This window comes from Microbispora corallina, assembly GCF_016863035.1.
GTDB classification, from domain to species: Bacteria; Actinomycetota; Actinomycetes; order Streptosporangiales; family Streptosporangiaceae; genus Microbispora; species Microbispora corallina.
This window is the reverse complement of sequence record NZ_BOOC01000026.1, coordinates 1-15,169: the sequence shown is the minus strand read 5'-3', so window position 1 is coordinate 15,169 and position 15,169 is coordinate 1. Positions and strand designations below refer to the sequence as shown.

At 72.9% G+C, this 15,169-nt stretch carries 12 protein-coding genes and 1 pseudogene; 7 read left to right on the top strand and 6 right to left on the bottom strand.

Annotation, left to right across the window (positions count from 1 at the left end; translation table 11 throughout):
- Positions 1 to 17 precede the first annotated feature (17 nt).
- Together Mco01_RS23940 and Mco01_RS23935 are read right to left on the bottom strand one after the other, a co-directional pair.
- Complete coding sequence (locus Mco01_RS23940) at positions 18 to 1,013, bottom strand: Acg family FMN-binding oxidoreductase (RefSeq protein WP_204059147.1); 996 nt, start codon at positions 1,011 to 1,013, stop codon at positions 18 to 20.
- Between the two features lie 100 nt (positions 1,014 to 1,113).
- A complete protein-coding gene (locus tag Mco01_RS23935) occupies positions 1,114 to 1,773 on the bottom strand; it encodes a CBS domain-containing protein (RefSeq protein ID WP_204059146.1) in 660 nt (219 codons plus the stop codon).
- A 169-nt stretch (positions 1,774 to 1,942) separates the two neighbouring features.
- On the opposite strand from Mco01_RS23935, the gene Mco01_RS23930 reads away from it, so the two are divergent.
- Positions 1,943 to 2,641 (top strand): CBS domain-containing protein, encoded by a 699-nt coding sequence (locus Mco01_RS23930; protein ID WP_204059145.1) that lies wholly within the window; start codon positions 1,943 to 1,945, stop codon positions 2,639 to 2,641.
- 151 nt (positions 2,642 to 2,792) lie between these two features.
- On the opposite strand, the gene Mco01_RS23925 is transcribed toward Mco01_RS23930, so the two are convergent.
- The 4 genes from Mco01_RS23925 to Mco01_RS23910 form a co-directional block, all read right to left on the bottom strand.
- Positions 2,793 to 3,377 (bottom strand): FxsA family protein, encoded by a 585-nt coding sequence (locus Mco01_RS23925; protein WP_239103873.1) that lies wholly within the window; start codon positions 3,375 to 3,377, stop codon positions 2,793 to 2,795.
- Between the two features lie 82 nt (positions 3,378 to 3,459).
- Complete coding sequence (locus Mco01_RS23920; protein WP_204059144.1) at positions 3,460 to 4,203, bottom strand: polyprenol monophosphomannose synthase; 744 nt, start codon at positions 4,201 to 4,203, stop codon at positions 3,460 to 3,462.
- On the bottom strand, positions 4,203 to 5,759 hold the full coding sequence (lnt, locus tag Mco01_RS23915; protein ID WP_239103872.1) for an apolipoprotein N-acyltransferase: 1,557 nt from the start codon (positions 5,757 to 5,759) through the stop codon (positions 4,203 to 4,205). Before lnt ends, Mco01_RS23920 begins: the two co-directional genes overlap by 1 nt.
- A gap of 758 nt (positions 5,760 to 6,517) precedes the next feature.
- Positions 6,518 to 8,788, bottom strand: a complete 2,271-nt coding sequence (locus Mco01_RS23910) for a HelD family protein (RefSeq protein ID WP_204059143.1) — start codon at positions 8,786 to 8,788, stop codon at positions 6,518 to 6,520.
- Positions 8,789 to 9,081: 293 nt separating this feature from the next.
- Between Mco01_RS23910 and Mco01_RS23905 the strand changes: the two genes are divergently transcribed.
- The 6 genes and pseudogenes from Mco01_RS23905 to Mco01_RS23880 all read left to right on the top strand — a co-directional run.
- Positions 9,082 to 10,359 carry an ROK family transcriptional regulator gene (locus Mco01_RS23905; protein ID WP_204059142.1) on the top strand — a complete coding sequence of 426 codons (1,278 nt, stop codon included), beginning with the start codon at positions 9,082 to 9,084 and terminating at the stop codon, positions 10,357 to 10,359.
- Between the two features lie 29 nt (positions 10,360 to 10,388).
- Positions 10,389 to 11,714, top strand: coding sequence for an extracellular solute-binding protein (locus Mco01_RS23900; RefSeq protein WP_204059141.1), 1,326 nt, complete (start codon positions 10,389 to 10,391; stop codon positions 11,712 to 11,714).
- A gap of 3 nt (positions 11,715 to 11,717) precedes the next feature.
- Complete coding sequence (locus Mco01_RS23895) at positions 11,718 to 12,686, top strand: carbohydrate ABC transporter permease (protein WP_051457574.1); 969 nt, start codon at positions 11,718 to 11,720, stop codon at positions 12,684 to 12,686.
- The gene (locus Mco01_RS23890; protein WP_204059140.1) at positions 12,683 to 13,564 is read left to right on the top strand and encodes a carbohydrate ABC transporter permease; all 882 of its coding nucleotides are present in this window, start codon (positions 12,683 to 12,685) and stop codon (positions 13,562 to 13,564) included. Before Mco01_RS23895 ends, Mco01_RS23890 begins: the two co-directional genes overlap by 4 nt.
- A gap of 94 nt (positions 13,565 to 13,658) precedes the next feature.
- Positions 13,659 to 14,921 (top strand): 6-phospho-beta-glucosidase, encoded by a 1,263-nt coding sequence (locus Mco01_RS23885; RefSeq protein WP_204059139.1) that lies wholly within the window; start codon positions 13,659 to 13,661, stop codon positions 14,919 to 14,921.
- Positions 14,918 to 15,169 (top strand): annotated as a pseudogene (locus tag Mco01_RS23880) (hypothetical protein); the annotation flags it as partial. The gene Mco01_RS23885 and the pseudogene Mco01_RS23880, both read left to right, overlap by 4 nt.

Sequence of the window (15,169 nt, the reverse complement as noted above, 5' to 3'; positions counted from 1 at the left end):
ATGCCCGGAGGCGACGCTCACGCCCCCTCGACGACCTCGTCCGGGGCACGCCGGACGCTGCCGGCCTCGTGGACCGTGAAGCCCAGCCGCATGATCATTTGCGGGTGCTCGCCGGAGCACAGCCGTGTCCGGACGAACTCCCGCAGCTCGGGCATCTCCAGCGCCTGTGCGTGGAACGCCGCGCTCAGGCCGTACGCGGAGGCGTGCAGCAGCAGCCGCTGCAGCGCCTCCCCCGCGGCCAGCCAGTCGGCGGGCGCGTCCCCGGGCGTCGTGAGGAGGGCCACCAGGCCGGTGGAGGCGTGCAGCCCCTGGTCGTCGTCGCTTCCCCACTGCTGGCCGCGGGCGTAGTCGCGCTGCGCGAAGTGCTGCGGCTGCACGCGACGGGGCGCGGTCGGGTAGCCCGTCGAGGGCACGCCGTCCCGGCAGCCGCTGCCCGGCGGCCGCGCCCACCGCATCACCTCCAGGCCGTACAGGCGGTCCTGCGACTGCACCTCCTGGGCCGCGGCGGTGAGTGCCGCCAGCACGCGCGCGGTCGGCTCCGACTGGACGGCGAGCAGATGCGCCCCCTGCGCGGCCGCCTCCGACACGAGCGCCTTCACGAGCGGCTCCGGCACGTCGAGGGCGGTGAAGCCCGCGCGGTGGGTGCGGCGGCGCTCGATCTCGGCGTGCAGCAGCCGGGTGTGCTCGCCGGGCGGCTCCCCGGGGCGGACCCGGACGGTCGCCAGCAGCAGCGGCCGCTGCGGCTCGGGCAGCACCCGCACGTGCGGTGTGAACCCGAGCGCGCGCAGCGTGATCCGCACGGTGAACAGGGCCGCGCCGCAGCTGATCAGCATCTGGCGCCCATCTGGGTCGGCCACGCGCAGCTTCCTGTCGGGGTCGGCCCGCAGGGCGATCTCGTCGCCGGACACGGTGAACGACCAGGGCTGCGTGTTGTGGAGCGACGGCGCCCACAGGGCCGTCTCGACCGCCTCCCGGGCGGCGGCGGCGATCTCACCGGTTGTCCGCGTGTTCATGATCTCTCCCTCCGCGCCGGCGCCGGGCCCGCTCCTCGGCGGGCGGTCGCGTCGCGCCCCGAGAAGACGGCTCGCGAGACGCACGCCGGACACCGCCTGCCTAGAGGAGCGGCGGGGCCACGAGCAGGTCGTCGACCACGAAGCCCAGGTCCGCGTCCACCTCGATGACGCCCTCCACCCGCCGTACGGCGTGCAGGAACGGCCGGATCTGCGAACGGTTGCGCACGAACCCCTTGAACGCGACGACCCCGGCGTCGACCGTCGTGGTCAGGCCGGTCAGGTCGACGTCCAGCCGACGCGCGATCTCCTCGATGTCGGCCCGGATCTCCCCGGCGGGCCGGTCGAACACCCGCAGCAGGTCGCTCTGGTGGACTGTTCCCAGGATACGGCCGGTCACCGGATCGATCACCGGCAGTTGCTTCACCCGGTTGCGGTGCATGAGCCGGGCGGCGTCGCGCACCCCGGTCCCGCCGGTGACCGTGATGGCCGGGCGCGTCATGATCTCGCCGGCCGTGGCGCCCGCCGCCTTGCGGTGCTCGTCCCGCCGGCGCGGGCCGTCGAACATGCCGTGGCCGGTGTCGATCTCCTTGAGGAGGATGTCGTCCTCGGAGACCACGCCCACCGGGCGCCTGTCGGCGTCGATCACGGTGACCGCCCCGACCTTGAACCGCCGCATCGTCTGGACCAGGTCGGCGAACGACGCGTCCATCCGCACCGCTACCGCCACCCTGCCCATGACGTCCTTCACCTGCGTCGCCATGACCCGCCTCCCTGTCTCAGTGCCAGCCTGCCCGGATCCGCCGTTCCCGGTCAGCGGTGAAGGTCCCGGCCCGGAGGGACTTTCGGCCGTGAATCCGCAGGTCGCCGGGTGGACAGGCCGGTGGGGCGGGAACGACATGGGTGACCGGGGGTGAGCCGAGGGGGCCGGCATGCACATGAAGGTGCGGGACGTCATGACGCGGGAGGCGGCGTCCGTGAACGGCAGCACGCCGTTCCGCGACGTGGCGGAGGTGCTGATCGCCCACGGCGTCAGCGCGGTGCCGGTGGTGGACGGCGAGGGCCACGTCATCGGGGTGGTGTCGGAGACGGACCTGCTGTGCAAGGAGGAGTTCCGCGACCAGTTCTACCGGGAGGGCTACCGGCCGCCGTTGCGGGCGCGGCTGCGCGAACAGGCCTCGCGGCGGGGCGGCAGGCGCGAGGACCGGGCCCACGGCGAGACGGCGGCCGAGCTGATGTCGGCGCCCCCGGTCACCGTACGGCCGTACACGAGCGTGGTGAGCGCGGCCCGCCTGATGGCCGAGCACGGCGTCAAGCGGCTGCCCGTGGTCGACGACGAGGGGCGCCTGGAGGGGATCGTCAGCCGGCACGACCTGCTCAAGGTGTTCGCCAGGAGCGACGACGACATCGTCCGCGAGGTGCGGGAGGACCTGCTGGAGGGTCCGCTGTGGGCCGACACGTCAGAGGTGTCGGTCTCGGCCTCCGAGGGTGTGGTGACGTTGGCCGGGCACATGCGCCGCCGCGGCGACGCCCGGATCCTCGTCCGGATGGCCGAGCGGATCAACGGCGTGCTCGCCGTGGTCGACCGCCTGCACTGGGACGTCGACGACGCCCCGGGTCCGCACGGGTGAGGCCCGTCAAGCCCCGCTCATCCGGCGCACCCGTGAGGCGCGGCATCGGTCCGGTCGCCGCACCCGCGAGACGGGTCAGAAGGCACCTGGCACGCCGAGGTCACTCGGCACGCAGGGGTCACCCGGCACGGTCGAAGGCCGCGGGGCGCGGTCAGAGGTCGCGGGGGCGGGGGTCGTCCGCCTCGTCGCCGACGACCTCGCCGGTCACGACGCGGCCTCGCCGGCCGTCTCCCGAGGCGCCGTCACCGGCCCGCGTCCCGCCGAAGCCGCCGAAAGCCCCACCGGACCCGCCGTCAGACCCCCGCCCGGACCCGCGCGGGAAGCCGCCCCGGCCGAAGAGCGGCGCGTACGGCGAGCTGTCGGCCAGCACCCGCACCCGGCGGCCGAGGAACCACGACAGCCAGCGGCGGGCGAGCGGACGGGTGAACGGCAGGATCAGGAAGAACCCGAAGACGTCGGTCAGGAAGCCGGGGGTCAGCAGCAGGGCGCCACCCGCCACGATCATGGCGCCGTCGGCGAGCTCGCGGTCCGGCATGCGGCCGGACTGGATGGCGCTGCGCAGCGCCGCCCAAGCCCGCCTGCCCTCCCGGCGCACGAGCCAGGCGCCGAAGAGGCTGTCGGCGATCAGCAGGGCGACCGTCTGCCATCCGCCGATCACCGACCCGACCTGGATCAGGAACCAGATCTCCAGGACGGGAACGACCAGGAACGCGAGGAAAAGCCCGATCCGCAGCATCACATGCCTCATTCACACGGCAGCCGTACTACGTGGTCAACGTCCCCGGGCCTGGCCTGGTTCCTCCGGGGAGGCCCGAGAGCTATCGCCTCTGGCGAAACCGGTCGCGCAGACCGGCGAACCCCCAGACCGTCACCCGCCAGTAGGCCTCCAGGATGATGTCCCGGCTCATCTTGCTCGCACCCACGGTGCGCTCGACGAACGTGATCGGCACCTCCGCGGCCCGCAGGCCCTGCCGCACGGTCCGCAGCGTGAGGTCGACCTGGAAGCAGTAGCCCTGGGACTCGACGTCGTCGAGGCCGATCTTCTCCAGCGTGGAGGCGCGGTAGGCGCGGAAGCCGGCGGTCGCGTCGCGGACGGGGATGCCGAGCATGGTCCGCACGTAGACGTTCGCGCCGCGGGACAGCAGCTCGCGCCGGAACGGCCAGTTGACGACCTTGCCCCCCGGCACCCAGCGGGAGCCGATGGCGAGGTCGGCGCCGTCGGCCACGGCGTCGAGCAGCTTGTGCAGCTCCTCCGGCTGGTGGGAGCCGTCGGCGTCCATCTCCACGAGCACGTCGTAGCCCTCGTCGAGGCCCCAGCGGAACCCGGCGATGTAGGCCGCGCCGAGGCCCTGCTTCCTCGGCCGGTGCAGGACGTGGACGTGGTCGTCCTGCTCGGCCAGCTCGTCGGCGATCCGGCCCGTGCCGTCCGGGCTGTCGTCGTCGGCGATCAGGAGGTGCACGTCAGGGAGGGCGGCCCGCAGCCGCCGCGCGATCACGGGCAGGTTCTCCCGCTCGTTGTACGTGGGGACGATCACGAGAACGCGCCCGGGAGTCCGCTCCATCAGCTTTTCCTCCGCCAAGAGATCGCCGCCGCCGCCGCTCCGGCTCCCATCAGTATCAAAGTCCACTCGGGTAGCGCACCTACCTCGCTGGCCAGCGTGTTCTTCGTCCTGATCGGGACGGTGACGACGGTCATCCCCGGAACCAGCTCCGGGGTCCGCCACTCGACCCTTCCCGCGGGGTCGACGTACGCCGAGATGCCGGTGGTCGCGGCCGTGATCACGGCCCGGTTGTGCTCGACCGCCCGAAGCTGGGACATCGCGAGCTGCTGCGGCGGGAGGTTCGTGAGGGCGTACGTGGCGTTGTTCGTCTGCACGACCAGCGGGGTGCCGCCCGCCTCGACCGTGTCGCGGACCACGCCGTCGAACGCCACCTCGTAGCACTCCACGGTGCCGACCGTGACCGGGCCCATCCGCAGCGCCCCGGGCCGGTCGCCGGGCAGCGACTGCCTGCCGACCAGGGCGGCCCGCTTCGACAGCGCGAGCATCACGTCCTTGAACGGCGTGTACTCCCCGAAGGGGACGAGCTGCCGCTTGTCGTAATAGGCCCCCGGTCCGGTCACCGGATCCCAGACGAGGCCCCGGGTCACCCGGTGGTCGGCCCCGATGTTCACGACGGCGCCGACGAGGATCGGGACCCCCACGTCCTTGGCGGCCGAGTCGATGACCTCGCGGGCGAACTCGCTCTGGTAGGGGTCGATGTCGGTGGAGTTCTCCGGCCACACCACGATGTCCGGCCGGGGCAGCTTCCCGGCCCGCACCGCCTCCGCCAGGCGGTGCGTCTCGTCGGCGTGGTTGCGCAGCACGACCGCGGGCTCGTCGCCGAGGAAGTCCATCCCCCGACCGGGCACGTTGCCCTGGATGACACCGATCCGCACAGTCCTGCCCTCGTCGCCCGGCAGGGGCACCGCGAGCCCCAGTACTGGTACGGCTATCGCGCCGAGGACCGTTCCGGCAACGACCCGGTCCGCCCGAGGGCGCGGGACCAGGCGGATGACCAGGTACGCGAGCAGGGCGCCGGTCAGGGCGACCGTGAAACTTACAAGCGGCGCGCCGCCGAGGGCGGCGAAGCCGGTGTAGGGCGACCGCCCCTGGCTGAAGGCCAGCCGGGCCCACGGGAACCCGCCCACGGGGAAGCGCCCCCGCGCCCACTCCTGCAGGACCCACAGGCAGGCCACCCAGAGCGGCCACAGGCGCAGCCGCATCACCAGGACGGCCGCGCACGCCAGGCCCGCCCAAAAGAGGCTCTCGATGCCCACCAGGGCCAGCCAGGCGTCGTCGCCGATCGGGCGGACCCAGGCCAGCGTGGGCAGCAGGAAGGCGAACCCCCCGGCGTACCCCAGCCAGGCCGCCCGGCGCACCCGGACGCCGTGCAGCGCGAGGGCGAGCAGCGCCACCCCGACCGGCGCGCAGAACCACCAGCCGATGGGAGGGAAGGCGAGGAACAGGACCAGCCCGCCCGCGACGGACCCGGCGAGCCGGACGAGGGCGTGCGGCACCCGGGCCGCGCGCGCCGCGGGGGCGGACGACGGCGACTCGCCGGCGATCTTCAGTGCCACGGAACGGTCTTCTCCTCGCGTGTGGTTCTGCCCGCTCGGCGCGAGCGCACGCGGCGCGGCCCGCGATCGGCCGCCGGCCTGCTCGCGGGCCGGGTGAAGCGCGCCCGGCCGGACTTCCGTCACTCTACGGCCGGTGGACGCCGGGGCGTGCGCGGGGAGGCGCACCTGTGGAGGGACGAGGCCGGGGCCGCTCACAGCGCCCACGGAGCTTCGCGCCCCTCGCGCGAGCCGCTCACGGCCTCCGAGAGCCCGCCCGGCCGACAAGGGAGGGTCCGCGCCTCACACGGGCGCCATCCCGCAAGGAGCCGCCGCGCGAGGGCGGCCCCGGCTCAGGGGGCGGAAGGAGGCCCGGACAGCCCTTCGGACCGGTTCCGTCCCGTCGGCGGCGGGCGCGGAGCTCCGTTGTCTACTGGGCGTCCGGGCCCCTCCTGGGTCCAACCCCCCGGCCGGCTGGGGTGCCCCGGCCCGGCGGACCACCGGCCTGCGCCTGGCTGTGCAGACGGAGTCACGCTCCGTCACGGACGCAGAATCCGGTGACGCCAAAGACGGCCAACCGGTCAGTCCCGTGCTGGACTCCGCAGCAAACTACCGACCTCAGCGCAGATGTCAACCAGCTCCCGATCAGCGGAAACACCAAGTTTTCGCAGGTAGGACAGGCTACGCGAGCGGCACCGATGGGGGCCGTTCGGTTCATGTCCGGGCACCTGCGCCGAGCCCCGGCGATGTCCGGATCAGTGCCCTCGATTCAGTGCCCTCATTCAGTGCCCTCGATCCGCCAGCCCCGACAGGACGTCGGGCAGCGAACCGGTGTGGATCACGCCGAGCCGGGACGTGGCCCGGGTCAGCGCGACATACAGGTCGCTCGGGCCGCGCGGCGACTCCCGGAGGATGCGGCCGGGCTCCACGACGACGACCGAGTCGAACTCCAGTCCCTTGGCGTCCGCCACGGTCAGGACGGCGACCGGCGCGTCGAGGGTCGCCGGGCCCGGCCCCACCGCGGCGTCCGGCACCGCCGCCGTGACCGCCCGCGCCACGGCGTCCGTCACCGTCTCCCCGGAGGGGGACGACGGCTCCGGCGCGGGGACGATCACGACGAGGCGGCCGCCCTCGACGATCTCGTCGCGGATCACCGGGCCGATCTCCCCGAGGTCGTCCACCCGCAGCGCCCACGGCCGCCGCCCCGTCTCCCGTACGGACTCGGGGGCCTTGAGATCGGGGCCGACGAGGTCGAGGACGCGGGCCGCGACCTCCATGAGCTCGGCCGGGGTCCGGTAGTTGACGGTGAGGCCCTCCTCCCGCCAGCGGCCCCGCACGTACGGGTCGAGGACGCGGCCCCAGCTCGCGGCGCCCGCCGCGGAGCCGGTCTGGGCGATGTCGCCCACGATGGTCATCGACCGGCTCGGGCAGCGCCGCATGACGGTCCGCCAGGCCATCTCCGACAGCTCCTGGGCCTCGTCGACGATGACGTGGCCGAACGCCCAGGTGCGGTCGCGGGCCGCGCGCTCGGCGGTGGTCAGGTAGACCTCGTCGGCCTGCTGCCGCTCGGCGAAGCGCTCGGCGTCCATGACGTCGGCCAGGCCGGTGAGCTCGAGCACCTCCCGGGCGTACGCGATGCGCTCCTCGCGCTCCTCCTCGGCCCTGCGGGCCGCGCGCAGCACGCCCTCGTCGATGTCGCCGAGCAGCTCGGCGGCCTCGTCGAGCAGCGGGACGTCGGCCTCGCTCCACCAGTCCTCGCCGGGCCGGGGAGGCTCGCGCAGCAGGGCCGCGGCCTCGGCGGCCGACAGCCCGGCCTTGGTCATCCGCTCCCGCGAGGTGAGCAGGCCGATCAGCAGCTGCTGTGGGGTGAGGTAGGGCCAGAGGCGGTTGAGCGCCACCCGCACCGGCTCCTCGGTGCGCAGGTCCTCGCGCAGGTCGGCGAAGTCGTCCTCGTCGAGCACGCCGCGCCCGAGGTGGCGCGCCGCCTGACGGGTGAGCGCGGTCAGCAGGTGGCGGACGAACACCGCCCTCGCCTGGTTGTGCGGCCGCCGCGAGCGCACGGCCTTCGACCGGGCGGCGTCCAGCGTCTGCCGGTCGAGCGTGAGAGTGAACTTGTCCAGCCGGATTTCGACCGGTTTGCGCGGCATCCGCTGCCGGTCGCGCACCGCGGCCGCGACGACGTCGGCCATGCGGATCGCGCCCTTGGTCGCGGCGGCCTCGGGGGTCTCGCGCCGGCGGGCGGACAGCCCGGGGAAGAGCTCGCCGACGGTCGACAGCAGCACGTCCGTCTCGCCCAGGGAGGGAAGCACCTGGTCGATGTAGCGCGTGAAGGTGGGGTTCGGCCCGAGGATCAGCACGCCCCGCCGTTCCAGGCGCTCCCGGTAGGTGTAGAGGAGGTAGGCGGCGCGGTGCAGGGCGACGACGGTCTTGCCGGTCCCGGGACCGCCCTGGACGACCAGCACGCCGTTCAGGTCGCCGCGGATGATCCTGTCCTGTTCGCCCTGGATCGTCGCCACGATGTCGCGCATGCGGCCGGTGCGCCTCTCCCCGAGGGCGGCCAGCAGGGCGGCCTCGCCGTTGAGCGTGGCGCGGTCGGCGTCGGCGAGGCGGTCGAGATCGAGCAGGTCGTCGTCGATGCCGGTGACGGCACGGCCCCGCGTGTAGAGGTGGCGGCGGCGGGTGACGCCCATCGGGGCCGCCGGCGTCGCCCGGTAGAACGGCTGGGCCACGGGGGCCCGCCAGTCGATCAGCAGCCGGTGCTGGTCGTCGTCGGACAGCCCGATCCTGCCGATGTACAGCCGGCTCTCGTCGGCGTGGTCGAGCCGGCCGAAGCACAGCCCGCTCTCGACGGCCCACAGCCGGGCCAGCCGCTGGGCGTACATCCCGGCGAACGAGTCGCGCTCGGAGCGGTTCTGGTGCGTGCCCGACGCCCCCTGGGCGAGCACCTCGTCGAGCTGTCCGCGGGTGCGTACACGCAGCACGTCGAGGCGCGCGTACAGCGCCGCGACGTACTCCTGCTCGCGGGCCAGCTCGCCCGCTGAAGACTTCGGCATAGGCCGCCAGATTCTACGTCGGCCGGGCGGCGCGGCCCGCATCGCCGTCCCGCCGGACCGGTCGCGAAGCCGGTCGGCAACAGGTTGGGGCTACCTCGGTCACAGCTCGGTTTCGAGCGTGTTCGAGCACTTGACGGGCCGGATGGCTGTCCTTACCTTCCTCTCAAGTTAGGAAACTTTCCTAACTCGTCTTCTGGAGGACGAGCCGTGATGACGCGGATCGACACATCACCGGGGCCCCTGCGGCGCCGCCGCCCGGCCACTGACGGGACGGCGCGGCCCGGAGGCCCGCGATGAGCCGCCCGACCCCGGGGACGCCGAGCCTGCTGCGCGCGATCAACGACCGCGCGGCCCTGATGGTCCTCCTCGAACGCGGGCCGCTCACCCGGCCCGAGCTGGGCGCGCTGACCGGGCTGTCCAAGCCGACCGCCTCCCAGTTGCTCGCCCGCCTCCAGGACGCCGGGCTCGTGGTCCTGGACGGCATCCGCGAGGGCCTGCCCGGCCGTACGGCGGAGCTGTACCGGATCAACCCCCGCGCGGCGCACGTCGCGGCGCTGGACGTGACCCCGACGCGGATCGCGGCGGAGGTCGCCGACATCACGGGGACCGTGGTCTCCCGCCACCGGCTCCCCACGCCCGGACGGGCCGGAGGCGACGTCGTGGAGCGCGTGCGGGGCGCGCTGGCGGGGGTCTGCGAGCCGGCGGGGGTGGACCCGGGCGCGCTCAGCCGTGTGGTGATCGGCATCGGCGGCGCGATCGACCCGTCGACCGGCCGGCTCGGCTACGCGGCCCACATCCCCGGCTGGCACATCCCCGACCTCGTCGGAACGCTCCGCGACGGCATCGGCGTCCCTGTGGACGTCGAGAACGACGTGAACCTGGTGGCCCAGGCCGAGCAGTCACGGGGGATCGCCCGGGGCCACCAGGACTACGTGCTGCTGTGGGCCGACGAGGGCCTCGGCTCCGCGCTCGTGCTCGGTGGCCGCCTGCACCGAGGGGCCACCGGAGGCGCGGGCGAGGTCGGCTACATGCCGGTGATCGGCGCGCCGACGGCCCGGGAGGTCGGCAAGCGCGCCAAGCACGGCTTCCAGGCCCTCTCGGGCGGCCCGGCCGTGCTCAGCACCCTGCGCTCCCACGGCGTGCGGGGCTCGACCCCGGCCGGGGCCGTGCAGAACGCCGTACGGGCCATCGCGCGCGGCGGCCAGCGGGCCGACATCGCCCGCGAGGCCCTGCGGGACGTGGCCCGGCGTCTCGCCCTCGGCCTGGCGTCGATCACCGCGGTGGTCGACCCCGAGATCGTCGTCCTGTCCGGCGGGGTGCTGCTCGCCGGCGGGGAGATCCTGCGCGAACTGGTCGAGCAGGAGTTGCACGCACTCACCATCCCGCGGCCACGGCTGCGGCTGTCCACCGTCGAGGGCAACCCCGTCCTCGCCGGAGCCCTGGACCTGGCCCTCGACACGGCCCGCGACGAGCTGTTCGGCGCGGTCAACCGGCGCGAGGCCGCCCCGGGGCGCGGCGCGCACGACCGCGGCGAACGCGACGCCGGGCGCACCTCGTCCATCCCCTCCTGAACCACCTCACGCACCAGGGAGGCACCCCCGTGAAACGACTGCTGGCCATCTCCGCCGCGGCCGGCCTGGCCCTTCTCACCGCCTGCACGGCAGGGACGGAGAACAGCGCCCCGAGCATCGCCCCCAGCGCGACCAGCCACGATCCGGTGACGATCGAGTTCTGGCACGGCTTCAGCGCCGACAACGAACTCAAGGCGTTCGACGACACACTCGCGGGGTTCAAGCAGAAGTTCCCCTGGATCACGGTCAAGGCCACCAAGGCGGTCCAGGACGACCAGATCCTGCAGTCCGTCCGCGGCGGCAACCCGCCGGACGTCGCGCTGTCGTTCACCACCGACAGCGTCGCCCAGTTCTGCAAGGCCGGGATCTTCCAGGACCTCAACCCGTACCTCAAGGCGAGCAACATCGACCCGGCGGCGCTGTTCCCCAAGGTGATCGCCGAGTACACCCAGTACCAGGGCAAGCGGTGCGTGATGCCCATGCTCGCCGACGCGTACGGCCTCTACTACAACAAGAAGCTCATGAAGGGCAACGAGCCGCCGAAGACGCTGAGCGAGCTGGCCGACCTCACCAAGAAGCTGACGGTCAAGGACGCCCAGGGGAACATCAAGGTGGCCGGCTTCGTCCCCACCAGCCAGATGTACGAGAACGCCCCGATCCACACCGGCGTGATGGTCGGCGCGAAGTGGACCAACCCGGACGGCACCTCCGCCATCGGCTCCGACCCGCAGTGGAAGACGCTGATGACGTGGCAGAAGGACCTGGTCGACTGGTTCGGCTACGACAAGCTGGAGAAGTTCCGCAAGAGCTTCGGTGACGAGTGGTCGGCCGATAACCCGTTCAACAAGGGCAAGGTCGCGATGGCGATCGACGGCGAGTGGCGCAACGCCATGCTCGCCTCCGACGCCCCCGACGTCGACTACGGCACCGCGCCCATGCCCGTCGCCGACGACCAGGCGCAGCGGTACGGCGCCGGGTTCATCACCGGCACGATCATCGGCATCCCCCGCGGCGCCAAGCACCCCGAGGCGGCCTGGGAACTGGTCAAGTACCTGACCACGGACACCGGCGCGCTCGTCGGCCTGGCCAACGCGATCCGCAACGTGCCGAGCACGCTGCCCGCGCTCCAGTCGCCCGACCTGAAGAAGGACGCGAACTTCCAGACGTTCCTCGACATCTTCGCCAACCCCAACAGCACCACGCAGCCGGCGCACATCAACGCCGTCTTCAACCAGCAGACGCTGCAGGAGGCCCAGATCCAGTGGGAGTCCGGCCGCGCCAAGGACCTGGACGCGCTGCTGGCCGACGTCGACAAGAAGATCAACGACAAGCTCAAGCTGACGGCGGGCGGCTGACCCATGGCATCGACGGCGCTCGGGCGCCGCAGGCACGAGGTGCCGTCCGCCCTCAGGGGCGGGCGGCGCCGCGCCAACCTCCGCGCCCTTCTCTACCTGTCCCCGTGGCTCGTCGGGTTCTCCGTCTTCTTCCTCTACCCGCTGCTGTCCACGGTGTACTTCTCCTTCCAGCGGTACGACCTGTTCACGCTCGAGCCCGTCGGGCTGCTGAACTACCGGTACTTCCTGCGCGACGAGGCCGCCTGGACCGCCATCAGGAACACCCTGTGGCTGGTCGTGGTGATGGTCCCGCTGCGGGTGCTGTTCGGCCTCGGGGTCGCCCAGCTCATCACCAAGATCAAGGCGGGCGCCGGGGTGTTCCGCACGATCTTCTACCTGCCGTCCCTGGTGCCGCTCGTCGCCGGGACGCTGGGGTTCGTCTACCTGCTGAACCCGGGCACCGGCCCGGTGCAGGCCATCCTGGGCGCCGTCGGCATCGACTCCCCCGACTGGTTCGGCGACCCCGCCTGGTCGAAGTGGGGGCTCACGATGCTCGGCCTGTGGTCGGTCGGCGACCTCATGGTGATCTTCATGGCCGCCCTGCTCGACGTCCCCAAGCAGCTGTACGAGGCCGCCGCCCTCGACGGCGCCAACGCCTGGCGCCAGTTCGTCCACATCACGCTGCCGGTCATCCGCCCGGTGCTGATGTTCGCGACCGTCACGGGCGTCATCCAGACCCTGCAGTACTTCACGCAGGCGATGGTCGCGGCCCGCGTCGCCTCCGGCGCCACCGACTCGGCCGGGTCGGTCTTCGTCCCCGGCTACCCCGACCAGTCCACCCTGACCTTCCCCGAGTGGCTGTTCCACCAGGGGTTCCGCGACTTCGCCATGGGCTACGCCTGCGTGCTGGCGCTGGTGCTGTTCGCGGTGTCGATGGTGTTCACGCTCATCCTGCTGCGGCAGTTCCGCGGCTTCGCCGAGGAGGAGGCATGACGACGACCCTCGCGCGCCCACCGCAGGTGGCCGCCCGTCCGGCCGCGCGCGCCCCCAGGGGGAGGGCCACGCTCTTCTGGATCGCCAAGCACGCGGTGGCGATCGCGCTGTCCGTCATGTTCCTCGGCCCGCTGGTCTTCATCGCGCTGACCGCCCTGATGGACGACCACCAGGCCCTCACCTCGCAGCTGTGGCCGCACACGTGGAACTGGGGCAACTTCGCCGACATCTTCGAGAAGGCGCCGCTGCTCACCTGGATCCGCAACACGCTGCTGTACTCGGTGCTGGCCACCGTGTTCATGCTGGTGTCGTCCATCCCCGTGGCGTACGCGCTGGCGAAGTTCCGCTTCCCGGGGAGGAAGCTGGCCTTCCTGCTGGTGATCACCACGATGATGCTGCCGCCGCAGGTGGTGGCCGTGCCGATCTACCTGATCTGGGCCCGGTTCCACCTGACCGGCACGCTGTGGCCGCTGATCCTGCCGATGCTCCTCGGCGACGCGTTCTCGATCTTCCTGCTGCGGCAGTTCCTCGTGACGATCCCGCGCGAGTACTCGGACGCGGCCCGGGTGGACGGCTGCGGCGAGTTCCGCACGCTCATCCGGGTCATCCTGCCGATGGCCCGGCCGGCCATCGCGGCCGTCGCCCTGTTCCAGTTCTTCTACTGCTGGAACGACTACTACGGACCCCTGCTGTACGCGGGGACCGACCTGGACAACTGGACGCTGTCCCTGGGCCTGGCCGCCTTCCGGTCGGTGCACCGCGTCCAGTGGAACCTCACCATGGCGGCGACCATCCTCGCCATGGCGCCGGTGATCGTCGTGTTCTTCTTCGCCCAGAAGGTCTTCATCGAGGGCGTGAAGCTCACCGGCGTCAAGTGACCGGCCGGCCGCAGAACCAGGCATCACACGAGAAGACGAAGGGAGGATGGCGCCCCGCCCGGGGATCGTCCGCGGACGAGGCGCCATACACCACATGAAACTGGCCGTTGTCGGGGGCGGTTCCACGTACACGCCGGAGCTGATCGACGGCTTCGCGCGCCTGCGCGACGAACTCCCACTGTCCGAGATCGCCCTCGTCGACCCCGACGAGCGCCGGCTGGGGCTCCTCGCGGGCATGGCCACGCGGATGCTCGCCCGGGCCGGCCATCCGGCCCGGGTGACCACCGCCACCCGGGCCGAGGAGGGCGTCGAGGGCGCCGGGGCCGTGCTCCTCCAGCTCCGCGTCGGCGGCCAGGCGGCGCGCGACGTCGACGAGACGCTGCCGCTGGAGTGCGGGTGCGTCGGCCAGGAGACGACGGGGGCGGGCGGGCTGGCCAAGGCCCTGCGCACGGTCCCCCTCGTGCTCGACATCGCCGAGACCGTGCGCCGGCTCGCCCCGGACGCCTGGATCGTCGACTTCACCAACCCCGTCGGGATCGTCACGAAGGCGCTGCTCGACGCGGGCCACCGCGCCATCGGCCTGTGCAACGTCGCCATCGGCTTCCAGCGCCGCTTCGCGGCCGCCCTCGGCGTCGCCCCCGAGCGCGTCTCGCTCGGGCACGTCGGCCTCAACCACCTGACCTGGGAGCGGGCCGTCTACCTCGACGGCGAGGACGTCCTGCCGGGCGTGCTCGCCGACCACGCGGAGGAGATCGCCGCCGACCTCAGCATGCCGGGCTGGCTGCTGCGCCGCCTCGGCTCCGTGCCGTCGTACTACCTGCGGTACTTCTACCTGCACGACGCCGTCGTGGAGGAGCAGCGGACCAAGCCGTCCCGTGCCGCCGAGGTGGCCGCCATGGAGTCGGCGCTGCTGGAGATGTACGGTGACCCCTCGGTGGACACCAAGCCGGAGCTCCTGGAGAAGCGCGGCGGCGCGTTCTACTCCGAGGCCGCCGTCGCGCTGGTCGCCTCCCTCGTCGGCGACCGCGGCGACGTGCAGGTGGTCAACGCCCGCAACGGCGGCACGCTGCCGTTCCTGGACGACGACGCGGTCATCGAGGTCCCGGCCCGGGTGGACGCTCGCGGCGCCACCCCCCTGCCCGTGGACCCGGTCGAGCCGCTCTACCGCGGACTGATCGCACACGTGTCCGCGTACGAGAGCCTCGCCCTCGACGCGGCCATCCAGGGGGGCGAGGAGCGGGTCAGGGACGCCCTGCTGGCCCATCCCCTGATCGGCCAGGCCGGCCCCGCCGACGAGCTGGCCCGGCGGCTCGTCGACGCCAACCGCTCGTTCCTGCCGTGGGCGGTGTCCCGGTGACCGCTCCCGCACCGGCCGACGGCCGCCCGCTCCGCACGGTGCTGGCGGTCGACGGGGGCAACAGCAAGACCGACGTGGCCCTGGTCCGCGAGGACGGCGTCGTCCTGGCCTCCGCGCGGGGCCCGGCGTTCATGCCGCAGAGCGCCGGGGTAGCGGCGGCGATCGACGTCATCGGCGACACGGTGCTGCGGGCCCTGACCGGGCCGGCCGGCGGGCCGCCGTCCGACGGCGCGGGCCCGCCGGTCCCG

Bases quoted from the DNA above. Each gene is read 5' to 3' on its own strand.
- Mco01_RS23885 (WP_204059139.1), top strand. From the start codon at position 13,659: ATGAAACTGGCCGTTGTCGGGGGCGGTTCCACGTACACGCCGGAGCTG.
- Mco01_RS23910 (WP_204059143.1), bottom strand. From the start codon at position 8,788: ATGCCGAAGTCTTCAGCGGGCGAGCTGGCCCGCGAGCAGGAGTACGTC.
- Mco01_RS23920 (WP_204059144.1), bottom strand. From the start codon at position 4,203: ATGGAGCGGACTCCCGGGCGCGTTCTCGTGATCGTCCCCACGTACAAC.
- Mco01_RS23940 (WP_204059147.1), bottom strand. From the start codon at position 1,013: ATGAACACGCGGACAACCGGTGAGATCGCCGCCGCCGCCCGGGAGGCG.
- Mco01_RS23895 (WP_051457574.1), top strand. From the start codon at position 11,718: ATGGCATCGACGGCGCTCGGGCGCCGCAGGCACGAGGTGCCGTCCGCC.
- Mco01_RS23890 (WP_204059140.1), top strand. From the start codon at position 12,683: ATGACGACGACCCTCGCGCGCCCACCGCAGGTGGCCGCCCGTCCGGCC.
- Mco01_RS23905 (WP_204059142.1), top strand. From the start codon at position 9,082: ATGAGCCGCCCGACCCCGGGGACGCCGAGCCTGCTGCGCGCGATCAAC.
- Mco01_RS23925 (WP_239103873.1), bottom strand. From the start codon at position 3,377: ATGCTGCGGATCGGGCTTTTCCTCGCGTTCCTGGTCGTTCCCGTCCTG.
- Mco01_RS23935 (WP_204059146.1), bottom strand. From the start codon at position 1,773: ATGGCGACGCAGGTGAAGGACGTCATGGGCAGGGTGGCGGTAGCGGTG.
- Mco01_RS23930 (WP_204059145.1), top strand. From the start codon at position 1,943: ATGCACATGAAGGTGCGGGACGTCATGACGCGGGAGGCGGCGTCCGTG.